This is a genomic window from Achromobacter ruhlandii (assembly GCF_002082135.1).
In the GTDB taxonomy this organism is placed as follows: domain Bacteria; phylum Pseudomonadota; class Gammaproteobacteria; order Burkholderiales; family Burkholderiaceae_B; genus Achromobacter; species Achromobacter ruhlandii.
Genome location: NZ_CP017433.1, coordinates 599,253 through 621,411, shown reverse-complemented (window position 1 = coordinate 621,411; position 22,159 = coordinate 599,253). Strand labels below are relative to the sequence as shown.

The 22,159-nt window shown below is 68.6% G+C and carries 22 protein-coding genes; 11 read left to right on the top strand and 11 right to left on the bottom strand.

The window, feature by feature from the left end; genetic code table 11:
• The first annotated feature begins 9 nt into the window (after positions 1-9).
• From gloB to fabI, 3 genes are all read left to right on the top strand, one after another.
• On the top strand, positions 10-831 hold the full coding sequence (gloB, locus tag AruCF_RS02815; protein WP_049071277.1) for a hydroxyacylglutathione hydrolase: 822 nt from the start codon (positions 10-12) through the stop codon (positions 829-831).
• A 7-nt stretch (positions 832-838) separates the two neighbouring features.
• Positions 839-2,257: a transglycosylase SLT domain-containing protein gene (locus tag AruCF_RS02810; protein WP_063569692.1), complete on the top strand. Its 1,419-nt coding sequence runs from the start codon at positions 839-841 to the stop codon at positions 2,255-2,257.
• A 123-nt stretch (positions 2,258-2,380) separates the two neighbouring features.
• Positions 2,381-3,166: an enoyl-ACP reductase FabI gene (gene fabI / locus AruCF_RS02805; RefSeq protein ID WP_006392868.1), complete on the top strand. Its 786-nt coding sequence runs from the start codon at positions 2,381-2,383 to the stop codon at positions 3,164-3,166.
• Between the two features lie 76 nt (positions 3,167-3,242).
• Here the strand turns inward: fabI and AruCF_RS02800 are convergent, their stop codons facing one another.
• Positions 3,243-3,641, bottom strand: a complete 399-nt coding sequence (locus tag AruCF_RS02800) for an OsmC family protein (protein ID WP_049071273.1) — start codon at positions 3,639-3,641, stop codon at positions 3,243-3,245.
• Between the two features lie 179 nt (positions 3,642-3,820).
• On the opposite strand from AruCF_RS02800, the gene AruCF_RS02795 reads away from it, so the two are divergent.
• Positions 3,821-4,498, top strand: a complete 678-nt coding sequence (locus tag AruCF_RS02795; protein WP_049071270.1) for a tellurite resistance TerB family protein — start codon at positions 3,821-3,823, stop codon at positions 4,496-4,498.
• Positions 4,499-4,569: 71 nt separating this feature from the next.
• Here the strand turns inward: AruCF_RS02795 and AruCF_RS02790 are convergent, their stop codons facing one another.
• From AruCF_RS02790 to AruCF_RS02780, 3 genes are all read right to left on the bottom strand, one after another.
• Complete coding sequence (locus tag AruCF_RS02790) at positions 4,570-5,556, bottom strand: tripartite tricarboxylate transporter substrate binding protein (RefSeq protein ID WP_049071268.1); 987 nt, start codon at positions 5,554-5,556, stop codon at positions 4,570-4,572.
• Positions 5,557-5,584: 28 nt separating this feature from the next.
• Complete coding sequence (nadC, locus tag AruCF_RS02785; RefSeq protein ID WP_049071267.1) at positions 5,585-6,463, bottom strand: carboxylating nicotinate-nucleotide diphosphorylase; 879 nt, start codon at positions 6,461-6,463, stop codon at positions 5,585-5,587.
• Positions 6,464-6,547: 84 nt separating this feature from the next.
• Positions 6,548-7,483, bottom strand: coding sequence for an NUDIX hydrolase (locus AruCF_RS02780; protein ID WP_049071265.1), 936 nt, complete (start codon positions 7,481-7,483; stop codon positions 6,548-6,550).
• A gap of 234 nt (positions 7,484-7,717) precedes the next feature.
• Here AruCF_RS02780 and AruCF_RS02775 point away from each other — a divergent pair, with 234 nt between their 5' ends.
• Positions 7,718-7,951 carry a hypothetical protein gene (locus AruCF_RS02775; protein WP_049071263.1) on the top strand — a complete coding sequence of 78 codons (234 nt, stop codon included), beginning with the start codon at positions 7,718-7,720 and terminating at the stop codon, positions 7,949-7,951.
• Positions 7,952-7,986: 35 nt separating this feature from the next.
• Here the strand turns inward: AruCF_RS02775 and AruCF_RS02770 are convergent, their stop codons facing one another.
• Complete coding sequence (locus AruCF_RS02770; RefSeq protein ID WP_049071260.1) at positions 7,987-8,322, bottom strand: STAS domain-containing protein; 336 nt, start codon at positions 8,320-8,322, stop codon at positions 7,987-7,989.
• A 208-nt stretch (positions 8,323-8,530) separates the two neighbouring features.
• On the opposite strand from AruCF_RS02770, the gene AruCF_RS02765 reads away from it, so the two are divergent.
• Positions 8,531-8,962, top strand: coding sequence for an ATP-binding protein (locus tag AruCF_RS02765; protein ID WP_049071258.1), 432 nt, complete (start codon positions 8,531-8,533; stop codon positions 8,960-8,962).
• A gap of 131 nt (positions 8,963-9,093) precedes the next feature.
• On the top strand, positions 9,094-10,245 hold the full coding sequence (gene alr, locus AruCF_RS02760; RefSeq protein ID WP_049071257.1) for an alanine racemase: 1,152 nt from the start codon (positions 9,094-9,096) through the stop codon (positions 10,243-10,245).
• Positions 10,246-10,311: 66 nt separating this feature from the next.
• On the opposite strand, the gene AruCF_RS02755 is transcribed toward alr, so the two are convergent.
• Positions 10,312-12,780 (bottom strand): MFS transporter, encoded by a 2,469-nt coding sequence (locus AruCF_RS02755; protein WP_083036507.1) that lies wholly within the window; start codon positions 12,778-12,780, stop codon positions 10,312-10,314.
• Between the two features lie 109 nt (positions 12,781-12,889).
• On the opposite strand from AruCF_RS02755, the gene AruCF_RS02750 reads away from it, so the two are divergent.
• The 4 genes from AruCF_RS02750 to AruCF_RS02735 all read left to right on the top strand — a co-directional run bounded on the left by AruCF_RS02750 (position 12,890) and on the right by AruCF_RS02735 (position 17,653).
• Positions 12,890-14,893 carry a SpoIIE family protein phosphatase gene (locus AruCF_RS02750; protein WP_049071253.1) on the top strand — a complete coding sequence of 668 codons (2,004 nt, stop codon included), beginning with the start codon at positions 12,890-12,892 and terminating at the stop codon, positions 14,891-14,893.
• The gene (locus AruCF_RS02745) at positions 14,890-16,077 is read left to right on the top strand and encodes an ABC transporter substrate-binding protein (protein WP_049071251.1); all 1,188 of its coding nucleotides are present in this window, start codon (positions 14,890-14,892) and stop codon (positions 16,075-16,077) included. The genes AruCF_RS02750 and AruCF_RS02745 overlap by 4 nt, the downstream gene beginning before the upstream one ends.
• A 186-nt stretch (positions 16,078-16,263) precedes the next feature.
• Positions 16,264-16,836, top strand: coding sequence for a BspR family type III secretion system anti-sigma factor (locus tag AruCF_RS02740; protein ID WP_049071249.1), 573 nt, complete (start codon positions 16,264-16,266; stop codon positions 16,834-16,836).
• 250 nt (positions 16,837-17,086) lie between these two features.
• Complete coding sequence (locus AruCF_RS02735; protein WP_049071248.1) at positions 17,087-17,653, top strand: RNA polymerase sigma factor; 567 nt, start codon at positions 17,087-17,089, stop codon at positions 17,651-17,653.
• Positions 17,654-17,682: 29 nt separating this feature from the next.
• On the opposite strand, the gene sctC is transcribed toward AruCF_RS02735, so the two are convergent.
• From sctC to sctS, 5 genes are read right to left on the bottom strand one after another with little or no spacing between them, the layout of a single operon-like run.
• The gene (gene sctC / locus AruCF_RS02730; protein WP_049071246.1) at positions 17,683-19,572 is read right to left on the bottom strand and encodes a type III secretion system outer membrane ring subunit SctC; all 1,890 of its coding nucleotides are present in this window, start codon (positions 19,570-19,572) and stop codon (positions 17,683-17,685) included.
• 47 nt (positions 19,573-19,619) lie between these two features.
• Positions 19,620-20,018: a CesT family type III secretion system chaperone gene (locus AruCF_RS02725; RefSeq protein ID WP_049071244.1), complete on the bottom strand. Its 399-nt coding sequence runs from the start codon at positions 20,016-20,018 to the stop codon at positions 19,620-19,622.
• Complete coding sequence (sctU, locus tag AruCF_RS02720; protein ID WP_049077446.1) at positions 20,015-21,073, bottom strand: type III secretion system export apparatus subunit SctU; 1,059 nt, start codon at positions 21,071-21,073, stop codon at positions 20,015-20,017. The genes AruCF_RS02725 and sctU overlap by 4 nt, the downstream gene beginning before the upstream one ends.
• Complete coding sequence (gene sctT, locus AruCF_RS02715; protein ID WP_049071242.1) at positions 21,070-21,870, bottom strand: type III secretion system export apparatus subunit SctT; 801 nt, start codon at positions 21,868-21,870, stop codon at positions 21,070-21,072. The genes sctU and sctT overlap by 4 nt, the downstream gene beginning before the upstream one ends.
• Before the next feature lie 15 nt (positions 21,871-21,885).
• The gene (gene sctS, locus AruCF_RS02710) at positions 21,886-22,152 is read right to left on the bottom strand and encodes a type III secretion system export apparatus subunit SctS (protein WP_049071240.1); all 267 of its coding nucleotides are present in this window, start codon (positions 22,150-22,152) and stop codon (positions 21,886-21,888) included.
• Positions 22,153-22,159 lie beyond the last annotated feature (7 nt).

Here is a 22,159-nt window from a genome sequence, read left to right as displayed (position 1 = left end):
TCGAATCCCATGCAAGCCTTGACCGCCCCCGCAGGCGGCCGCGAGCGCAACGCCGCGGTCTTGCCTCTGCCCGCCTTCACCGACAACTATATCTGGGCCATCGTCCGCGACGGCCAGGCCGCCGTGGTCGACCCGGGAGAAGCCGGGCCGGTACTGCAATGGCTGGCCCGTGAAGACCTGAAGCTGCGCGCCATTCTACTCACGCACCACCATGGCGACCATGTGGGCGGCGTGCTTGAATTGTCCCGCATCGGCGACATCACGGTATATGGCCCGGCGCGCGAGAAGCTGCCGCGCTGCGACGTGCCGCTGGCCGAGGGCGACCGCGTGGTGCTGCCGGAGCTGGACCTGGACCTGACCGTGCTGGACGTGCCGGGGCATACCGCCGGCCACATCGCCTACACCGGCCGGGCGGCGGGAAAACAGCCTGTGCTGTTCTGTGGCGACACCCTGTTTGCCGGGGGCTGTGGCCGGCTTTTCGAGGGCACTCCCGCGCAAATGTATGATTCCTTGGAAAAATTTTCCGTTTTACCGCCAGATACACAGGTTTTTTGCGCACACGAGTACACTCTAGCGAACTTGCGCTGGGCCACGGCGGTCGAACCCGCCAACCGCACCCTGCAACAGTGGTATCAGCGGGCCCGGCAATTACGCGCAGAAGGTCTCCCCACGCTTCCGTCGACCATCGGCCAGGAATGCGCGACCAATCCGTTTTTGCGTACGCAGCAAGTTGACGTCGTCCGCGCCGCAGGCAACTGGGCCGGCCACGACCACCCGACGCCGGTAGAGGTTTTTGCCTCCCTTCGTGAATGGAAGAACGATTTCAAGTGACCGCCCGATGAATTTCTCCCGACTCCTTCTGCCGCTTCTGCTGGCAGTCCTCGCCGGTTGCGCAGGAACCAAATCCCACGACAGCAAGAACCTCACCACCAACTCCCAAGGGCGCTACATCGCCCGCGACACGTCCCGCACGGTCGACCTGACCAATCCGCCGGTCGACGCCTGGGACCGCATCCGCCGCGGCTTCGCCATCCCCAACCTGAACACCGACCTCTCGCAGCAGTGGACCGACTACTACGCGTCCCACCCCGAGGCGGTGCAGCGCATGGCCGAGCGTGCCGGCAAGTACCTATATTTCATCGTCGACGAGATCAACCGCCGCGGCCTGCCGACCGAGCTGGCGCTGCTGCCGTTCGTCGAAAGCGCCTACAACCCCACCGCGCTCTCGCGCGCCCAGGCCTCGGGCCTGTGGCAGTTCGTGCCGGCCACCGGCCAGCACTTCAACCTGAAGCAGGACTGGTGGCGCGATGAGCGCCGCGACCCCATCGCCTCGACCAACGCGGCGCTGGACTACCTGGAAAAGCTGTTCGAAATGCAAGGCGACTGGTACCTGGCGCTGGCCTCGTACAACTGGGGCGAGGGCTCGGTGCAGCGCGCCATGGCCAAGAACGAGGCCGCCGGCCAGCCCACGGACTACCTGTCCCTGAACATGCCGGACGAGACCCGCAACTACGTGCCCAAGCTGCAGGCCATCAAGAACATCATCGCCGACCCGCAGCGCTACGCGGTGGCGCTGCCGCCGGTCGGCAACACGCCGTACTTCGTGACGGTGCAGAAGAACAGTGACATCGACCTGGAAATCGCCGCCAAGCTGGCCGAGATGCCGCTGGACGAATTCAAGGCCCTGAACCCGTCGTTCAACCGGCCCGTGATCCGCGGCGACCACGCCCCCACGCTGCTGCTGCCGGCCGACCGCGTCGAGATCTTCAACGCCAACCTGACCAACTACAAGGGCGACCTGAGCGCCTGGAAGGTCTACCACTCGCGCCGCGGCGAGTCGTACGCCTCGATCGCCAAGCGTTTCGGCGTGACCGAAGCCAAGCTGCGCGAGACCAACGACATCGGCTCGCGCCAGAAGGTGGCCTCCGGCCAGTCATTGCTGGTGCCGGGCGACCCCGGCGCCGGCGGCGTGCAACTGGCCTCGCTGGCCGCGCCGGTGGGCGCGCTGGATTCGGCCCCCGTCAATACCGGCAAGGCGCCGGCGCCGCGCGGCAAGGCCGCGGCCCCCGCCGTGCGCGGCGCGGCCGCCCGCCCCAATGTGCGCACGCACAAAGTGCGCCAGGGCGATACGCTGTTCTCGCTGGCCAAGCAGTACGGCACCTCGGTGGACGCGCTGCGCGCCCTGAACAACCTCAAGGGCAACGCCCTCAAGATCGGCGCCCAGCTGCGCGTGCCGGGCACCAACGCCCGCGGCTGATTTCTCCGCCGATCCGTCTTTCGCAGCGGCGCCCACCCGGGCGCCGCGCTGTTTTGTCCGCGAGACCGCCAAACTCCTTAAAATAGGCGGTCTCCAGCAGGTAAAAGATCAAAGGAATCACACATGGGCTTTCTCGCCGGCAAACGCATCCTGGTCACCGGGGTGCTTTCCAACCGCTCCATCGCCTACGGCATCGCGCGCGCCTGCCACCAACAGGGCGCCGAACTGGCCTTCACCTACGTCGGTGACCGCTTCAAGGACCGCGTGGCCGAATTCGCCGCCGAATTCGGCAGCGACATCGTGCTGCCCTGCGACGTCGCCGAAGACAGCCAGATCGAAGCCACCTTCACCGACCTGGCCAAGCGCTGGGACGGCCTGGACGGCCTGGTGCACTCGATCGGTTTCGCCCCGCGCGAAGCCATCGCCGGCAACTTCCTGGACGGCCTGTCGCGCGAAGGCTTCCGCATCGCCCACGACATCTCGGCCTACAGTTTCGCCGCCATGGCCAAGGCCGCGCTGCCGCTGATGGAAGGCCGCAACGGCTCGGTGCTGACGCTGACCTACCTGGGCGCCGAACGCGTGGTGCCCAACTACAACACCATGGGCCTGGCCAAGGCCTCGCTCGAAGCCAGCGTGCGCTACCTGGCCACCGCGCTGGGCCCGCGCGGCATCCGCGCCAACGGCATCTCGGCCGGCCCGATCAAGACGCTGGCCGCCAGCGGCATCAAAGACTTCTCGGCAATCCTGAAGTTCGTCGAGGCCCAGGCGCCGCTGCGCCGCAACGTCACCATCGATGACGTCGGCAACGTCGCCGCGTTCATGCTGTCGGACCTGGCCGCCGGCGTCACGGGTGAAATCACCCACGTGGACGCCGGTTTCTCGACCATCGTCCCGGGCATGGAAGAGTAATTCGACTGACCGGCCGGGCGCCCTGCCCGGCCGCCTCCCCGCACCAGGCGGTTCATCCGCCCGGCGGGCCGATCCCTCAGGCCGGCCGCACGATCAGCGTGGATACCTGCACGTCCACCGCCGTCATCAGCTTGTGGATCGGGCATTTCTCGGCCACGGCCAGCAATTCGTCGATCTGCGCGTCCGACAGTTCGCCATGCAGCGTCAGCTTGGCGGTCAGGCGATAGACGCCCTTGCGTTCCTCACTGGCATCGCGCACCACGTCCACCCCCACCGATTCCAGCGGCAGCCCCTTGCGCTGCGCGTAGACCATCAACGTCATGGCCTTGCAGCCGCCCAGCGCCGTGTCGAAGTAATCGTGCGGATCGGGGCCGGCGCCTTGCGGCTGCGGCATGTCCAGCGGCAAGTCGTGGCCTTCGGCCGTGGCGGTGAATTGCAGGGTCTTGGGCGCGTTCTGGCGCACGTGGATAGTCATGGGCGGAATTCCTCGCGTTGCGGGCGGCGCGCATGGCCGCCCCACCCCAGGTTGTAGCATCCGACGCCGCCGCCCCGGTCCGGCGCAACATCCATTTCTGACTGTAAGCTGAACTTCCTGCGGCGATGGCGGTCGCATATTCCTGTCCGCAAGAGGATTGCATTCACCAGGAAACCCGCATGAGCGCCAGACAACTTCTAGACCAATTGCTGCAATCCGGCCAGGGCCTGTTGGCCGACGCCGGTTCGAAAGTGCAGACCGCCACCGGCGGCAAGGGGGGCTCGTTCCTGACCGGCCTGGGCGGCGGCGCCCTGGGCGCCGGCGCGCTGGGGCTGCTGCTGGGCAGCAAGAAGGCCCGCAAGATCGGCGGCAAGGTCGCCATGTACGGCGGGATGGCCGCGCTTGGCGCCCTGGCCTACCGCGCCTACGGCGACTGGCAGCGCAATCAGGCCGGCGCGCCCGCCGCGCCGCCGCAGACGCTGGATCGCCTGCCGCCCCCCGAGGCCGAGCAGCACAGCAGCGCGGTGCTGACCGCGATGATCGGCGCGGCCAAGGCCGACGGCCATATCGGGCCGGAAGAACGTTCGCTGCTGGAAACCGAGATGGCCAAGCTGTCCGGCGACGCGCAGGACCAGCGCTGGCTCGAGGCCGAACTGGCGCGTCCGCTCGATCCCGCCCAGATCGCGCAATCGGCCAGGACGCCGGAGATGGCGGCCGAGATGTACCTGGCCAGCCTGCTGGTGGTGGACGAGGAGAGCTACATGGAACGCGCCTACCTGGACGAACTGGCGCGCCAGCTCAAGCTGCAGCCGGGCCTGAAGGAACAGTTGGAACAACACGCGCGCGCGGCCGCCTGACGGCGCCGCCTCGCCTCGACGCGGGACGGGCCAAGCGGCCAGGCCGCCTGCCCCGCCATTTCTCTTGCCCGTCAGTCGGCGCGCAATCCGATCGCATTGGTCAGCGCCGTATAGCGGTCGATGTCGGCATTGATCATGTCCTGGAACGCGCGCGGCGAACTGGTCGCGGGCGTGAAACCCTGTTCGCGCAGCGCCGCCTGCACGTCGGGCCGCGACATGATGCGCGTCAGCGTGGCATTCAGCTTGGCCACCACCGCCGGCGGCGTGGCGGCCGGCGCCAGCAGGCCGTGCCACTGGTCCAGCGCGTAGCCGCTCACGCCCTGCTCGGCCACCGTCGGCACCGCCGGCAACAGGGGCGAGCGCTGCGGCGACGTGACCGCCAGCGCGCGCAATCTGCCCGCGGCGATCAGGGGCGCGGCACTGGAAGCGGTGACCACGCCCACCCCGACCTGACCGGACGCGACGTCGGTCAGGGCCGGCCCGCAACCCTTGTAGGGCACGTGCTGCAACGATGCGCCGCTGGCTCGCGCCAGCATTTCACCGGCCAGGTGCTGCGGCGTGCCATTGCCGCACGAGGCGAACGCCAGCGGCCGCTCGGGCCGCGCGGCGTTGAGCGCGTCATCCAGCGTGCGCAGCGGCGACGCCGCCGGCACCACGAATACGGACGGCACGAAGGCCACATTGATCACCGCCGCGAAATCGCGCCTGGGCGCAAAGCCCAGGTTGCGGTAGACCCCGGGATTGATGGCGAACGAACTGTTGACCATCAGCAGCGTATAGCCGTCGGGCGGCGATTCGGCGACGATGCGGGCGCCGATGTTGCCGCTGGCGCCCGGCCGGTTCTCGACCACCACCGGCTGGCCGAACTGTTCCTGCAGGCTGGCTCCCAGGCGTCGCGCCAACAGGTCGGTGCCGCCGCCGGGCGGAAATGTCACCACGATGGTGACCGGGCGGGTCGGATAGGTCGCGTCCGCCGGCGCGTCGCCCGAAGGCGGGTTGCCGCAGGCGCCCAGCGCCAGGGCCAGCAGTAGCGGGGAAAATCGAAGCGCGCGTTTCATGATGCGTGTCCGTGACAGACGGCCGGTCTCAGGCGTCCAGGCCGATATCCAGCACCTTGGCGCTATGGGTCAGCCAACCCACCGCGATCTGGTCGACGCCGGTGGCGGCCACTTCGGCGGCGGTTTCGGGCGTGATGCGGCCGGAGGCTTCGGTGACGGCGCGGCCTCGCGCCATGGCAACCGCCTGGCGCAATTCGTCCAGGCTCATGTTGTCCAGCAGCACCACGTCCACGCCCAGGGCCAACGCGGTTTCCAGTTGCGCCAGGGTGTCCACTTCCAGCTCGATCCTGACCATGTGGCCGACGCCGGCGCGGGCCCGCCGCACCGCCGTCTCCACGTCGCCGGCCAGGGCGATGTGGTTGTCCTTGATCAGCACGGCATCGTCCAGACCGTAGCGGTGGTTGCTGCCGCCGCCCACGCGCACCGCGTACTTCTGCACCGCGCGCAGGCCCGGCAGGGTCTTGCGGGTGCAGGTGACACGGGCGCCGTAGCCGGCGATGGCGCGGGCGATCGAGGCCGTGGCCGTGGCCACGCCGCTGAGGTGGCAGAGAAAGTTCAGGGCCACCCGTTCGGCGCTGAGCATGGCGCGGGCATTGCCCCGCACGGTCGCGATTTCGGTGCCGGGTGCGAGCTCGGCGCCATCGCGCCGCGCCACGCGGAACTCGATGGCGGGGTCGAGCGCGCGGAACGCCAGGCGCGCCAGGTCCAGGCCGGCCAGCACGCCTTCCTGGCGCGCCACCAGGCGGGTCTGCGCCACCGCGTCGGCGGGCACGATGGCGTCGGTGGTCAGGTCTCCGGCCCGTCCCAGGTCTTCGAGCAGGGCCGCGCGCACCAGCGGCTCCAGCATGACATCCGGCAGGGAGGGAACGGCCAAACGGGCGGCAGGCGCTTCAGCATTAATGCTCATTTTGAGTATTTTGTGATTAAAAAAAGGCGCGCACCAATTGCGCATGCACTTATGCTAAAGATGAGTATATGGCCTTGTCAAGCGTCACAGGCTGCGCGACAGCGGCAGCTTGCTGCCCGCGATGGCGCGCTCCAGCAGCACGTCGCGGCGGAAGCGGAACAATTTGGCGGGCCGGCCCGCCGTGCCCGTCGCCATTTCGCCGGTCTCTTCGACCAGCGCCTGCTGCTCGATCAGGCGGCGGAAGTTCTGCTTGTGCAGGCCGCGCCCCGCCAAGGCTTCGACCGCCTGCTGCAGCTGCAGCAGGGTGAATTGCGCCGGCATCAGTTCGAACACCACCGGCCGGTACTTGATCTTGGCGCGCAGGCGCGCGATGCCGGTGGCCAGGATGCGGCGATGGTCGTGGCGCATCGGCTCGCCCGGCAACGGCGCGGCGCGCGCGTCCGGCTGGCGCCGCGCGGCCTCGGGCACCAGGCCGGCCTCGAACAGCAGTTCGTAGCGTTGCAGCACCATGTCTTCGTTCCAGGCCGCGCCTTCGAGCCCGAAGGTGATGGCGACGCGCTGGCCACGGCGGCTGCGCGTGGCGGCATCGGCGGCGGCGTCGCACCAGGCCCGCAGGCGCGGCACGATCAGCTCGTCCACCAGCGCCGGCGTGTCCGCGCGCCGGTCTTCCCAGGGGAAATAGCGATACCAATCCTGCCAGCCGACCTGCGCCACGCCGGTCTCGCCGGCTTCGCGCGTCAAGCCCAGGTAGCTGACCGACATGACGCGCGCGCCCGACTCATCGGAGCGATCGCCGTCGGCGAACGTGTAGAGCTGCTCGACGTAGCCGAGCGGATGGTGCGTCTGCGCCTCGACCCACGCGCGCAGGCCGGCCTGCAGCGATCGGTGCGACAGTTCGAACGGCCCCGCCGGCAAGGCCCGCGCGTCTTCGGTCGTCAGGACGCGCGGTTCGCCGTTGGTGACGGCGACCAGGACGGCAACGAGTTCGGCATGGACAGAGCGTTCGACGGATTCGGTCAAGGTAGATGGCTGGAAATGAGGGGAACCGGGCGCCGTGAGGCAAGGTCGCGAGCCACCGGGCGCGCCCTGTTTGGCGGCACCGCGACGCGCTCGGCATTATAAGGGCCGGGCCCTGCAACAGCCCCTTGCAAACGTGACAACGCAAACGGCGCCGCGCGCCGCCAGCGGCCCTAAGATGGGGAGGAATACCCGGCGCGTCGCCATCCTGGGACGCCCGCAACCGGAGACGTCATCATGCTGAAAACCGTCATCGATTCCTCCGCCACGAGCAAGCCGGAGCCGGCCGCCGACAAGGCCCCCGCCGTCGATCCCCGCAAGGGCACCGGTATCCTGCCGATGCCCGACCAGAGTCCCACGGTGGCAGGCATGCCGCGGCAGGGCCGCGCCATCGAGGCGCCGGGCGATCCCGGCGTCATCACGCCCGAGGACGATCTGCTCGACACCTCGCACGACAACCGCAAGCCGTGAGGCGGCCTGCGCGCCCACCCAGGGCGCGCGCCGCTTCAGGCGACCTTGGCGACCGCTTCCTGGCGCGTGTCGACCACCGTCAGGATGGCCAGGAAACCGCTGATGTCGAACACTTCTCGCACGTGCGGCTGCATCGCGCACAACGCCAGCGCGCCCGCCCCCTGCTTGAGCCGCTTGGCCAGCACCAGCACCACGCGCAGCCCGGCGCTGGAGATGTAGTTCAGGTTCGACATATCGAGCACAAAGCGGCGCTCGCCCTTTTCCACATGCGACAACAGGTCCGCCTCGATACCCGCGGCGTTGCCGCTGTTGATCTGGCCTTCGGGCGAGACAACCAGCACTTCCCCGACTTTCTCGATTGCGAGATTCATAGTGGTTCCCGGAAATTGACCGGCGCCCCGGATCCCGGCGCTTGCGGGCGGCGGCGCGATGCCGAGATGATACGCGAGGCGCCGGCGCGGCCAAACGCAAACTTCAAAACGCGCGCGCCATAGCCTGCCGATACGTCTGCCGATACGCCTGCCGGCCGCAATCGTGCATACTTCCACCTGCACGTGTACCCCTGAACGCAAGGCAACCATGCCCTCTCAGTCCGATACGCTTGATCTCGTCCCCGACGCCCGCGCCGTCGCTTCCGCCATCGAATGGCTCGAGGCCATTGCCGAGCGCGAGGGCTGGTCGCCGAAGCTGAGTTTTGGTCTGTCCTTGAGCCTGGACGAAGCGCTGACGAACATCGTTTCCTATGCCTTCGACGATCCCCTGCTCACCCCCGGTCCCGCCCATGTCCGCCTGGCCTGCCGCCAGGACGACGCGTGGATCTCGCTGGAGATAATCGACAATGGCCGGCCGTACGATCCCACCCTGACCCCGCCTCCCCCATTGGCCACTTCGCTCGATGACGCCGAAATCGGCGGCCACGGCGTGCGGCTGATGCAGCACTATCTGCACGACCTGCGCTACACGCGCGACGGCAACGAGAACCGCCTGACGCTCGTGATGCGCGCCGCGTGACTTCACCGGCGCGTCCAATGAAGACGCGCTATCGACAACTTGCAATGCATAGACAGAAAGTACCGAACAAAACCCGGTCCTCTGTCACTCATGCATAGACTGCGCGCCGGTTGCGCGCAGCCCTCGCCCAGATGCCGCCCGTGAACGCTCCCTATCGTCCAGAAGGATTGCTTGCCCGCCCCTTGTATGCCCGCGTCGACGCGGCTGCCGTGGCCCACAACCTCGCCCGCCTGCGCGCGGCGCTGCCCGCCACCGGCGCGCCCCGGCTGTGGGCCACGGTCAAGGCCGATGCCTACGGCCATGGCCTGGCAAGGGTGCTGCCGGCGTTGCGCGGCGCCGACGGCCTCGCGGTGCTGCACCTGGACGAAGCGCGCACCTGCCGCCGGCTGGGCTGGAAAGGCCCCGTGCTGGTCTATGGCGGCCTGTATTCGCCGGCCGACACGCTGTTGCTGGACACGCCGCAACTGCACCTGGTCATCACCCATCTCACGCAACTGCACTGGCTGGCGCAAGCGCCGGCGGCCGAGCGGCCGGCGATCTGGCTGCGTTTTGCCGGCGATATCCACCACACCGGTTTCAGCGCCGAGGACTATCACGCCGCGTTCGAACTGGCGCGCGCGCTGGCCGCGCGTGGCGTGGTGGGCGAAGTCGGCCACCTGAACCACTATGCGCGCGCCGACGAAGCCGATGGCGTGGATCACGCCGACGCGCGCTTTCGCGCCCTCATCGACGGCCTGCCGGGCCCCGTTTCCACCAGCAATTCCGCCGCCGTGCTGGGCCATGCGGCGCGCGCGGCAACCACCCAATGGGTACGCCCCGGCCTGGCGCTGTATGGCGCCAGCCCGTTCGCCGACCGCGGCGCCGCGCAGCTCGGCCTGCTGCCGGCGATGTCGCTGCACTCGCAGGTGGTGGGCATCCAGCGCGTGCAGGCCGGCGCGGGCGTGGGCTACAGCGGCGCCTTCCTGGCGCCCACCGGCATGGACGTGGGCATCGTCACCTGCGGCTACGCCGATGGCTATCCGCGCCATGCGCCCACCGGCACGCCGGTGGTGGTGGCCGGCGTGCGCACGCGTCTGCTGGGGCGCGTCTCGATGGACATGATGGCGGTGGACCTGGGCCCCGTGCCACACGCCGCAATCGGCGCGCCCGTGACCCTGTGGGGCGCGGATGGCCTGCCGGTCGAGGAAGTGGCGATGGCCGCGGGCACCATCGCCGCCCAATTGCTCACGGGCCTGAGCGCACGCGTGCCGGTGGCGTTGGCGGGCGCGAGTCCGGCGCGCTGAATGACGGCGCCCCCGCACCGCGGCGCCACACTCCGCACCGCGGCGGCGCGCACCGCCCGCGGCCGTTCAGGCCGAGTCCTGGCGCGGCCTGGCCGGCGCGAACAGCAGGAACAACAGCGTAGCGCCCAGATAGATCACACCGGTCGCGGCCAGGCCCGCGCCCATGCCGGCCGCGCCGAACATGGCGCCGACCACCAGCGGGCCCGCCATCTGCCCGAGCTTGTCGGCGGCGCGCATGACGCTGGTGGCGCCCGCCGCGCCGTAGCGCTGCACCTGCGGCAAGGCCAGCATGTAGGGCGATTGCGAAGCGCCGGCAAAGCAACTGGCCAGCGCCAGCAGTAGCACCGCGGCGGCGGCGGCCAGCAGGCCGCTGTTGAAGTACAGCCCCAGCATGCCAAGGCTGCCCACCAGCCCGCCCAGCACGATCCAGCTTTTCTTGATGCGGCTGCGATCCACCACCCGGCCCATCAGCGGCCCGACGTAAATCACACACAGGCCATAGATCATCAACACGCGGCCGATGCTGGACGCGGCCACGCCCTCGGCCTCCAGGTACAGCGGCAACGCGAACGACAACAGGCCCACCTGCGCGATCGAGAACGGAATCACGCTGCCCACCAGCAGCAGGCCGAAGTCGCGCGTGAACAGCAGTTTCAAGGTATCCGAAAGATGGGCGCGGGCGCGCCCAGCGGCCTGCGCGGCCAGCTTGCGGCCGCGGTCCATGTAGGGGCGCATCAGGATCAGCACGCCGGCCAGCGGCATCGCCAGCATCACGGCGCCCACCGCGAACACCGCGCGAAAGCCGACCTGCTCCATCAGCATTGCGCCGACCGCCGCGCCGGACAGGTGCCCCGCGAACAGGCCGGCGATCACGCCAGTCATGTTGCGGCCGCGATATTGCGGCGGGCTGCGGGTCACGATGAAGCCCTGCAGGCCCATCCAGGTCAGGCCATAACCCAGGCCCACCAGGCCGCGCGCGGCGCTGAACATCAGCAGGTTGGCGGCGGCCGCGCACGCCAGCATGCCGGCGGCCGACACGCCCAGGCCCGCCAGCACCGGCACCTGCCAGCCCTTGCGGTCGGTCAGGCGGCCGGCCAGCAGCGAGGTCAACAGGCCGCAGCCCATTTCCACCGAGATCGGCAAGGCCAGCAGCAGGTTGGCCGGCAATTCGAGACCGCCCGTCGGCAGGCTGCGCGCATACAGCGGCAGAAAGCCCAGCGGCAAGGCCCAGGCGAACAGGAAGCCGAACATCACGGGCCGCGCGATGCGGCCCACCTCGGACTCGTCATCCGGGCCGACACGGCTGCCGTCGGGCAGCGTGGCGCGCGCGGCGAAGGCGCGGTTCATCAACAGCGCCAGCAGCAACAGCATTTCGATCGCGGCCACCAGGGCCACCGCGACCACCGTGACCGCGTCGAGCGCGCGGCCGCGCACCCCGGCGGCAATCACGTCGCCCGACAGGCGCAACACCAGGTCGCCATGGGCGCGGGGGTCGGCCAGCGCCGCGCCCAGCGGCAGCACCAGCGTCAGGTCATCGGCCCGCGGACGGGCCCGCGGCAGGCCCGACACATCAAGCGGACCGCGCGCATCGGCCCCGTAGAGGATGCGGCCATCGCGATCGGCCAGCTCGATCTGCGCCACCGCCGGAAAGGTGGCGGCCAGGCGCGTGAATGGCGCGTCCACGCCGCGCAGCCGGTCCACCTCCAGGCCATACCCGAGCACCCGGTTCAGGTCGCGTTGCAGGCCTTCGGCCAGCAGCCCGACGTTGTTGCGCGTCACGTCGAGCCAGCCGCTGCGGAAGGTGGAAATGGTGTAGGCGGCGTAGACGCCCTGCGCCAGCACCAGCGCCAGCAACGGCACCACGAAACGGGCCCGGCCGCCGGCGGCCAGCGAGGTCAGCGGCACGATGTACTTGAAGACCGCGGCCAGGCCCAGCCCCACCAGCACCGTCACCACCAGCAGCACCTGCAGGTTGTCGATGATCAGCTGGCGGCTGGCCTCGCCGTCCTTGGCCGCCGACAGCACCACGGCGCCCAGCGCCTTGCCGCCCGCGGCGATCAGTGGCACGGCCACGGTAACGCGATCGTTGGCCACCGCGACCAGCGCGCCGGAGCCGCGCCGCGACAAGCCGGCCGCCGTGGCGCCGCCGCTGTCCAGCGTGCGCGCCAGCTGCGCCGCGTCGTCAGGCAGCTCACCCTGCGTCGCCAGGGCCTGGCCGTCGGCCAGCAGCACCGCCGCGCCCTGCAAGCCGCGCGAGCCCGCGACGCCGTCACGCAAGGTATCGCGCAGGCCGAAGAATTGTTCCAGCGGCTTGCCCAGGCGCAGGCCGTTTTCGATGTTGCCGGCCACGCGCCGCGCCACCACTTCGACGCGATCGGCGGTGGTGTCGACCACCAGCCGGTTCAATGCGGACAGGCTGAGCGCGCCGATCAGCGCCTGTGCGAGCAGCAGCACCGCCAGACAGGCCAGAGTGACTTCCAGTACCGGGCGGCGACGCAACCCATCGAGCACTATTTGTATTGGTTCGCTACGCATGGGACCACGCCGCCGCAAAGTATTTACACACGGGCACTAATGGTATTTACAATTAATGCAAATTGCATCTTATTTCACGCCCTTACCTCACCCGCCCCCTATCGCCCCCATGTCGTTGCGCTCGCTCCGTAGCAAGATTTTTCTACTGGTCGTAGCGCTGCTTCTGGCGGTGGCGGCATTCGTGATGCTGACGTCGCAACGCAACGTCACGCGCACGGTGGTGAACAGCGAACGCCACGCCGTCAGCAACGTGATGGAGCTGGTGTTGCGCGACGCCGAGGCGCGCTGGGGCGCGCTGCTGGCCGACAAGATCTCGACCGTGCGCAGCGGCCGACGCCAGCTGATGCAAAGCGGCACGGTGGTCGCGGCGGCGCTCAATGCCTACGCCGACCTGGCCGAGCGCGGCCTGGTGACGCCCGGCGCGGCCAAGGGCATGGCGCGCGCCTGGATCAACCGCCTCCGGCTGGACGACCGCCGCTACGCCTTCGTCTACGACGCCGACTTCCAGGTGCTGGCCAGCGGCAACCCCGACATGATCGACCGCGACCTGTCCACGCTGTCCGATTTCAAGAACCGGCCGCTGGCGCAGGCGCTGCTGGAAGAAAGCCGCACCTCGGGCTACGGCTTCGCCATCTACCGCTGGCCGCCGTCCGCGCAGCGCGGCGATGGCGAAACGCGCTACGCCTATTTCGGCTATTTCCGGCCGTGGAACTGGGTGTTCGCCATTTCCGACAGCGCCCAGGACGTGATCGAGCAGATCGACACGCGCCGCGCGCAGCTGGAAAACTCGGTGCGCGACACCCTGTCGAAACTGACCCTGGCGCAGTCGGGCTTCATCTTCATCGCGGCCGATGACGGGCGCATGATTGTGCCGCCGCCCGAGGCCCGCGCCGGCCTGCTGGACGCCACCGACCAAGCCGGTGCAACCCTGCGCGCGCTGCTGGCGCGGCAGGACGCTGGCGGCAAGCTGCAAAGCCTGCGCTTCGAGGGCGGCGACGGCCCCTGGCAGATCGACAGCGCGCGCTTCGCGCCGCTGGGCTGGACCGTGGTGGCAGTGGTGCCCGAAAGCGACCTCACCGCGCCGGCGCAAGAGCTGCTGAACCGGCAGGCGCTGATCTTCGTGGGCATGATGCTGGTGGCGCTGGTGTGCGCCTGGCTGGTGGCGGCACGCATCGTGCGGCCGCTGGAAACCCTGACCCACTATGCCCGCCTGCTGCCCGAACAGGACCTGACCGCGCAGTCGAGCGTGCCGGCCCACATCGCCGCCTTGCCCGACAAACACAAGGACGAAGTCGGCCGGCTGGCGGCGTCGTTCCTGTTCATGGACCACAAGCTGCGCGAGAACATTGCCCGCCTGATGCGCGAGACCACCGCGCGCGAACGCTTCGAAAGCGAACTGAACATTGCCCGCGCGATCCAGCTCGGCCTGCTGCCGGTGCCGTTGTCGCCCATCACGCGCGAACAGATCGACCTGAACGCGGTAATGCTGCCGGCCAAGGAAGTGGGCGGCGACCTGTACGACTACTTCACGCTGCCCGACGGCCGGCTGTGCCTGGCCATCGGCGACGTGTCGGACAAGGGCGTGCCGGCGGCGTTGTTCATGGCGGTCACGCGCACCCTGATCCGCGCCACCGCCGAGGACGAGACCGACCCGGCGCTGATGATGCAGAAGATCAACAACCGCCTGTCCGAGAACAACCCGAACATGATGTTCGTCACGCTGCTGGTGGGCGTGCTCGACATGACCACGGGCGAACTCAAGTGGGCCAATGCCGGCCACCTGCCGCCGGCGGTGGTCGGCGCCGACGGCGTGGTGCGGCTGCTGGAAGGCCGCAGCGGTCCGGCCTGTGGCGTGCAGGAAAACCTGGAATACCGCTGCCTGTCGACGGTGCTGGCGCCCGGCGAAATGCTGGTGGGCTATACCGACGGCATCACCGAGGCCGTGAATCCGCAGAATGCGCAGTACGGCGACCCGCGCCTGCTGGCCGTGCTGTCCAACCCTCCCGTGCCGGCGGCCAGCCTGGCCAAGCGTCTGCTGGAAGACGTGCAGGCCTTCGCCGACGGCGCGGAACAATCCGATGACATCACCTTGATCGTGATCCGCCGCCCATGAAGACATCGCTGTCCACCCTCTTGATGAGCCTGGCCCTGCTGGCGCCCGCCGCCAGCCACGCCCAGGCCGGGGCGGCGCCGTCCCCCACGGCCGCCACGTCCGCGGCCGCCGCGCCGCAGGTATTCCCCACCAAGCCCGTGGCGCGCCCCGATGGCGGGAAATGGCGCATCGGCTATTTCGAAAGCGGCGACTACAGCGAATATCCGCGCACGCTGCGCGTCACGGTCGACGGCTTGCAGAAGCTGGGCTGGATCACCGTGCCGGCCATTCCCGACGGCCTGAACGGCAGGCAGATGTGGGAGTACCTGGCGGACAACGCCCGCAGCGACACGCTGGAATTCGTGCGCGACGCCTGGTGGCAGCCCGGCAACTTCGACGCCGCCCAGCGGCCGGCGGTGCGCGCGGCGATCAAGCAGCGGCTGGAAGGCAAGAAAGACATCGACCTGATCATCGCCATGGGCACCTGGGCCGGCCAGGACATGGCGGCGATGGGCGCGCCGGTGCCCACCATCGTCGCCTCGACCAGCGACGCGGTCGGCGCCCGCATCACCCGTTCGGCGCAGGATAGCGGCCTGGACAACCTGCATGCCCGCGTCCAGCCCGAGCGCTATCAGCGCCAGGTGCGGCTGTTCCACGAGATCGTGCCGTTCAAGCGCCTCGGGCTGGTGTACGAGGACAGCCCGGAGGGCCGCACCTACAGCGCGGTCGACGCCGTCGAACAGGTGGCGCGCGAACAGGGTTTCAAGGTGCTCACCTGCAATGCGCCGTCCAACGGCATTGCGCAGGAGGCCGCCACCCGCAACGCGCTCGAGTGCTATGCCAGGCTGGCGCCGCAGATCGACGCCGCCTACGTCACCGTGCATCGCGGCGTGACGCCCGCGTCGATCGACACGGTCGCCGAGATCCTGCGCCAGGCCCGCGTGCCGAGCTTCTCGATGCTGGGCTCGGAGGAGGTCAAGCACGGGCTGCTGCTGAGCCTGGCCCAGGCCGACTACTCGTACGTGGGTCTGTTCTACGCGGAAACCATGGCGCGCATCTTCAACGGCGCCAAGGCGCGCGAACTGAGCCAGGTCTGGATCGATCCCGCCAAGATCGCCTTGAATCTGCAGACCGCGCGGGTCATCGGTTTCGACCCGCCGGTGGACATCCTGCTGGCGGCCGACGAGGTCTACGAAGCGCAGTGACGGCCTGACGGCAATGCCGTGGTGGTGGCGCCCTGTTTCCCGCCGGCGGCCGGAAATCTCACAATGGCATAAAATCCGCCTACGTGTCGTGGCGATGGAACCAAAGCGCTACTCGGGTTACTCAATCACAGGGGCTGTTGAATCTCCTATGGGCCCGATATCGGACACGCCGGATTTATTGGCTGCATGACAATCTCATCGGTTACCCCTTCCTCGCCGTTCGTCTCTCTCGACGCCTTCGCCCAGGCGGCGCAGAGCGGCCAGGACATCTACGTCGACATCGCGGGCGAAACACTGCGGGTGTTGGGCATGGGCACCACGCCCGGCGGCCGCAGCGTGGCGTGGGTCGCGCCCAATGTCGACACCACCGCGATGTTCGCGCAGGCCCTGGCGCACAGCTACGGCCAGGGCATCGCCAGCGCGGTGTCGCGTGAACTGGGCCTGGAACCGAATCCCGGCAAGCCACTGTCCGCGCGCACCGTCACGCTGGCGCTGGACATGGCGCAAACCTCTCGCGACGCCCTTTCCGGCGTCGACTTCCTGACGCGCCTGGCCCTGTCGGCCAGCAACGGCGCGCCTGCCTTCCAGCAAGCCTGTAGCGACGCCGGCGTGGCGCCCGCCAGCCTGGACGCCGCCCGCCGCGGCGCCCTGGACCTGGCCATGCAGGCCCGCTTCGACCAGGCCGCCCAATCCGGTCAGAGCCCGGTCTCCCTGGCCACCGCCGCCGCCTGGCTGCGCGACCTGCTCAAGACCGGCTGAGGGCCCGCGCGCCCTTGCGGCGTCGGATTCCGTCCCTCGAAATATCACCCGGATTGGCTTACTTGTTTTTACATATCTGACTTAAAAAAAGCTACTTTTGCCTCAATATTTCCATTTTCGAAATATTGTGACACCGGTAAGCTGCGATAATTCGCGGCACGCCGGTAGTAACTTGTAGCTTAATACACGTTTCTTTTCCCAATCCATGACCCATCCCAGCGACTGCACAGCCGCTTCCCAGGAAGCGGATTTGCCGCCCGTTCGCGCCGACGGCGAGGGGCAGGGATGGGATTCGGGCGAGGAATACCTGCTGCGCGACCTGGTGCGGGAACACGCCACCCGGCTGCAACGCTTCATCATCAAGCACATCGGCAATACCACCGAGGCCGAAGACCTGGCGCAGCAGGCCTTTGTCGAAGCGGCCCGCTCGTACCGCAGCTTCCGCGGCGAATCGCAACTTTCCTCCTGGCTCTACGGCATCGCGCTGAACCTGGTGCGCAACTACCTGTCGCGCGCGCCGGAACGGCGCCATGACTTCGTCAGCGACAGCGTGCTGGCCGAGCATGCCGCCAGCGACCTGTCGCCCGAGCGCGTGCTGGAACAGAACCAGACCATGGCGCTGCTGCAGGAATCGCTGGACGAACTGCCCGACAACATGCGCGACATCCTGCTCATGGTCGGCGTCGACGAGATCTCGTACGAAGATGCCGCCGCGATGCTGACGGTGCCCGTCGGCACCGTGCGCAGCCGCCTGTCGCGCGCGCGCGCGGCGCTGCGCGACAAGCTGGCCCAGAAGGGGCTGCGGCTCGACGACTGAGCCGCCCCCCCCGCGCGCCGCCGTCAGCGCTACGGCGCCCTGCCCGTCCCGGGCGCCGCCACCGGCTCGACCTGGATCACCGGCCCCTGCTGTGCGTTGGACTTGCCTTCCAGCACCGGCGCGGCCGTGGGCGTGCCATCCAGCCACTCGGAGGCCCGCACCGGGCCGCTGCTGCGGCGCAGTTCCACATTCGGTCCGAACACGATGCGCGTGCGCTGACTCTGCGCCAGGTCGAGGTATTGGCCCGCCGTCATGCGGTCGCCCCCCCAGGTGGCGTTAAGCATGGGACCGGTGCCGGCCCCGCCCGGCGTGGCCACCACTTCGCCGTTGATCGCGACCACTTTGGGGCGGATCAGGAACAGGCGCTCGCGCCGCTGCACGGTCTTGGACTTGTTCGAAAACAACAGCCCCAGGCCCGGGATGTCGCCCAGGATCGGCACCTTGTCGACCTGCTCGGAATTCTGGCTGCTGTTGTAGCCGCCGATCAGCAGCGTCTGGTCATTGCCGACGATGGCCAGGGTGCTGATGTTGCTCTTGCGCACCGTGGGCAGGTTGTCGATCTGGCGCTCTTCCTGGATGCGGCCGTCCTCGATGTCGACCGTCAGCTCGACGCGCGCGCCATTCTTCGATTCGATATGGCGCGGCGTCACGCGCAACGACGTGCCCACGGTCACCGGCGTCACGGTGGCCACGCGCTCGCCACGGGTCTGGATATAGAAGGTATCCGACAGGTCGATCATGGCGCCCAGGTTGTCGGCCGTCAGGATCGACGGCTGCGACAGGATGTTGGCCTGGCCCTTGGTCTGCAGCGCACGCAGGCGCGCCGCCAGCGTGTTGCCGACGCTGACGCCGATGGTGCCGGGCGACAGCGCCGCGCCGCTTTCCAACGGCAGGCCGCCGCTGGGGCTCAGGCCCAGGTTGCCATAGCCGAAGGTGGTGGAGCCGGCGCGCGCGCCCCAGGTCACGCCCAGCTCGCTGACAAGGTCGGAGTTGACGTCCACGATCATGGCCTCGATCTCGACCAGCGTGCTGGGCAGGTCGAGTTGCTCGATCAGGCTGCGGTAGATGGGAATGCGGTCCGGGATGTCCTGCACGATGATGGCGTTCAGGCGCGCATCGGCCTGCACGGTGGGCTCGCGCAGGCGCAGGCCCGACTTGCCGGTGCTGGCGGGCGCGGCTGGCTGGCCGACCGCCTGCCCGGCGGGCGCCGCGCCGCCATCGCCGCCGACCTGCGGGAACGCCGGCGGATTGTCGCGCAGCGGCGCCGCGATCGCGGCCAGGGTCTCGTTGTTGGCGCCGCCGCCGCCGCCCGTGATCAGGTTGCGCAGCACCGTCGACAGGCCCGGCGTCACCACCTTCTGGTCGCGGTAGCTGATGGTGCGGTCGTTAACCGAGGCGTGCTTGAGCCGGAACACCGCCACCTGCTGGCCGCCGGCGCCCATCGGCAGCGCGGCCACGGTGCGTTCCACCAGATCGACATAGCCCGGCGGGCCCGACACCAGCGCGATGCCCTGGTCGGGCAACTCGCCCCAGCCAAAGCGCGGGTCCAGCACGCCCAGCTGCTGCAGCGCCTGGCGCAGGGCGCTGATGGAACTGCCCATGGCGCTGACCGAACGCGTCTTCATGTCATTGGTGCGGCTGACGAACAACGTGCCGGCATAGACGAACCAGTTAAACCCATACACGCCGCCCAGGCGGTCCATGAACTCGGTTGGCGTGTTGGCATTGAACTTGCCATTGACCGTGCCGGTGACATTCGGGCCCAACTGCAACGACAGGCTGAAGCCGCCGGCGAACTCGCGCAGCAGCGTCTGCAAGTTCTCGTCGCGGGCATAGTAGCTGTAGGGCACGTTCGGCCAGTTCGGCGCGGCCTGCGCGCTCGCCGCCAGGCCCAGCGACAACGCGGTCGCCAGAATCATCCGCTTCAACACTCTCTCTCCTCGGGCGCCACGCCCGTCACGCTTGTTCATGCCAGCCGCCGCACGGCGCCGGCCCAAAAGGAAAGCGCATTGGTGAACGCGCCCAGGGCTTCGTCCAGCGCCAGTTCGCCGCTGCCGGGCTGCAGCGACTGCTGCAGCCACAGCGCGCGGCCCTGCGGGTCGACCACGCAGGTGGCCGCGTGCCGCGCCAGCATGCCCGCGGCCAGCTTGCCGATTTCGGTCACCAGCCGGTCGCGGTCGACATCGCCCGCCGGCAGCGCGCACAGGCGCGCGCTCATCGCCAGCCAACCGTCGCGCGCCGGCTGCAGATGCACGCGGTAGGTCTGGTCGACCACCACGGTGAGGCGGCCATCGGCACGGGTCGAAGGCGGCAGGCCGTGCCGCGCCGCGTAGGCGGATATCAGGGGATGTTGGGGTGCATTCATGTCGGGTCGTCCGGATTGCCGGCCAGCTTCCTGACGAGCCGCAGGACTTCGGCGACCGGCTCGATCAGTTCGCTGGGGATGTATTGGTCGGGCTGCGCGGACGCCATCAGCGCGCGCGCCAGGGGAATGTTCTGCATCACCGGCACGCCGGCCTCGCGCGCCGCGGCCATCATCTGCTCGGCCAGCGCGCCTTCGCCCTTGGCCAGCACCACCGGCAGCGGCGTCTCGTCAGGCTCGTAGTAAATGGCCACCGCCAGGTGGGTCGGGTTGGTCACCAGCACCGACGCCTTGCGCGTGCTGGCGACCGCGCCGTGCATCACCATCTCCTGGTGCAGGTGCTTGCGCTTGTGCTTGATGTGGGGGTCGCCCTCCATCTCCTTGAACTCCTGCTTGATGTCTTCCTTGCTCATCATCAGCCCCTTGCGGTACTGCATGCGTTGCCAGACGAAATCGGCCAGGGAAATCACCACATAGGCCACCGCGATGTTCACGATCAGCGTGCGCATCATGCCGCCCACGCCCGCCTCCAGGCCCGCCAGGCCGCTGTGCGGCACGGCCATCAGTTCCGGCAGCGCGTCGCGCACCACCAGCGTCACCAGCACCGACAGGAAGGCGATCTTGATGACGGATTTGAGCAGCTCGACCAGGTTCTTCTTGGAAAAGATGTTCTTCAGGTTGCTCATCACGTTGAGCTTCTTGGCCGAGGGCTTGAGCTTCTCGAACGCCAGCACCACGCCCACCTGCAGGAACTCGGCGAACATGCCCACGATCAGCACGATCAGCACGAACGGCAGCACCAGGTAGACGGCTTCGCGCAGGGCGGCCTCCAGCGCCACGGGCAGCGCCTGTTCGAACGGCTGCCCCACCAGCGTGGACGGGATCAGGACCAGCCGGCCCAGCGCCTCGACGATGCCGTGGGCATTGCCCAGCAAGTAGCCGAACAGCGCCAGCACCAGCAACGTCTGCGTGAAGTCCTTGCTGTGCGCGACGTCGCCCTTCTGGCGCGCTTCGCGCAGCTTCTTGTGGGTGGGCTGTTCGGTCTTTTCGCCGCTCATGGGGCCCGCCATTGGTTGTCCAGGAACGGCAGCGCCGAACCGATCTGCCCCGTGGCCTCGGCGGCATACTCGAACAGTGTGCTCATGTAGAGCACCATCACCAGCAGCGCCAGCGCGCTCTTGATCGGCATCGCCAGAAAGAACACCTGCAACTGCGGCGCGAAGCGGCTGACCAACGCGAGCCCGACTTCGGCCAGGAACATCGAGATGATGGCGGGCGCGGCGAACAGCAGCGTCAGCCGCAGGAAGCGACCCAGCTGGTCCAGCATCAGGGGCACGCTCTCGCGCCGCAGGGTCGGCGCCCAGTCCCACAGGTCCCACAGGCGAAAACTGTCGTACAGCATGGTCAGCATCAGCATGAAGCCGCCGCCCACCAGGAAGAACACCATGAAGGCCTGGTTGAACAGGATGCCCAGCGGCGAGGAATCGTTGCCGGTGGCCGGGTTGATGGTGGCGCCCAGGCTGGCGCCGCGCTGATTGTCGACCACGAAGCCCACCGCCTCGAAAATCCAGAACGGGATCGCCACCAGGAAACCCATCACCAGGCCGATGAAGACTTCCTTGGCCACCAGCAGCACCAATTCCACCGCGCCCAGCTCGATCACGGCGTAGCGCGGCGCCAGCGCGGGAACCAGCACGAGGCCGATGGCGGCGCACAAGGCGTAGCGCAGCATGCCGGGCAGCAGCTGGCGGTTGAACAGCGGCAGCATCGCGCACAGCGCCAGGATGCGCGGCTGCGTCAGCGCCAGCGTACCCAGGAAGACTTTCGCTTCGGCGTAGGTGATGCCCGAGATCATGGTGGCGCGCCGCTCCTAGTGGATCTTGTAGAAGAGGTCGAACACGGAGATCGTGAAGTTGTAAAGCTCGGCGCTGAGCCAGCGCGCCGTCAGCAGGATCGTGGCGAACACCGCGATCAGCTTGATGGCAAACGACAGCGTCTGTTCCTGGATCTGCGTCAACGCCTGGAACAGCGAAAACAGCGTGCCCACGATCGCCGCCACGGCGATCGGCGGCAGCGACAGCCACAGCACCAGGTAGAGCGCCTGGGTCATGTAAGAGACGAGGTCGACGGTGCCCATGGCGGCC

Excerpts from the sequence above, each read along its gene's own strand:
- sctU (WP_049077446.1), bottom strand. The coding sequence starts at position 21,073 with ATGAGCGGCGAAAAGACCGAACAGCCCACCCACAAGAAGCTGCGCGAA.
- AruCF_RS02725 (WP_049071244.1), bottom strand. The coding sequence starts at position 20,018 with ATGAATGCACCCCAACATCCCCTGATATCCGCCTACGCGGCGCGGCAC.
- AruCF_RS02790 (WP_049071268.1), bottom strand. The coding sequence starts at position 5,556 with ATGAAACGCGCGCTTCGATTTTCCCCGCTACTGCTGGCCCTGGCGCTG.
- nadC (WP_049071267.1), bottom strand. The coding sequence starts at position 6,463 with ATGAGCATTAATGCTGAAGCGCCTGCCGCCCGTTTGGCCGTTCCCTCC.
- AruCF_RS02740 (WP_049071249.1), top strand. The coding sequence starts at position 16,264 with ATGACAATCTCATCGGTTACCCCTTCCTCGCCGTTCGTCTCTCTCGAC.
- AruCF_RS02750 (WP_049071253.1), top strand. The coding sequence starts at position 12,890 with ATGTCGTTGCGCTCGCTCCGTAGCAAGATTTTTCTACTGGTCGTAGCG.
- AruCF_RS02775 (WP_049071263.1), top strand. The coding sequence starts at position 7,718 with ATGCTGAAAACCGTCATCGATTCCTCCGCCACGAGCAAGCCGGAGCCG.
- sctT (WP_049071242.1), bottom strand. The coding sequence starts at position 21,870 with ATGATCTCGGGCATCACCTACGCCGAAGCGAAAGTCTTCCTGGGTACG.
- AruCF_RS02800 (WP_049071273.1), bottom strand. The coding sequence starts at position 3,641 with ATGACTATCCACGTGCGCCAGAACGCGCCCAAGACCCTGCAATTCACC.
- gloB (WP_049071277.1), top strand. The coding sequence starts at position 10 with ATGCAAGCCTTGACCGCCCCCGCAGGCGGCCGCGAGCGCAACGCCGCG.
- sctC (WP_049071246.1), bottom strand. The coding sequence starts at position 19,572 with ATGATTCTGGCGACCGCGTTGTCGCTGGGCCTGGCGGCGAGCGCGCAG.
- AruCF_RS02765 (WP_049071258.1), top strand. The coding sequence starts at position 8,531 with ATGCCCTCTCAGTCCGATACGCTTGATCTCGTCCCCGACGCCCGCGCC.
- AruCF_RS02795 (WP_049071270.1), top strand. The coding sequence starts at position 3,821 with ATGAGCGCCAGACAACTTCTAGACCAATTGCTGCAATCCGGCCAGGGC.
- alr (WP_049071257.1), top strand. The coding sequence starts at position 9,094 with ATGCCGCCCGTGAACGCTCCCTATCGTCCAGAAGGATTGCTTGCCCGC.
- AruCF_RS02745 (WP_049071251.1), top strand. The coding sequence starts at position 14,890 with ATGAAGACATCGCTGTCCACCCTCTTGATGAGCCTGGCCCTGCTGGCG.
- fabI (WP_006392868.1), top strand. The coding sequence starts at position 2,381 with ATGGGCTTTCTCGCCGGCAAACGCATCCTGGTCACCGGGGTGCTTTCC.
- sctS (WP_049071240.1), bottom strand. The coding sequence starts at position 22,152 with ATGGGCACCGTCGACCTCGTCTCTTACATGACCCAGGCGCTCTACCTG.
- AruCF_RS02770 (WP_049071260.1), bottom strand. The coding sequence starts at position 8,322 with ATGAATCTCGCAATCGAGAAAGTCGGGGAAGTGCTGGTTGTCTCGCCC.
- AruCF_RS02755 (WP_083036507.1), bottom strand. The coding sequence starts at position 12,780 with ATGCGTAGCGAACCAATACAAATAGTGCTCGATGGGTTGCGTCGCCGC.
- AruCF_RS02810 (WP_063569692.1), top strand. The coding sequence starts at position 839 with ATGAATTTCTCCCGACTCCTTCTGCCGCTTCTGCTGGCAGTCCTCGCC.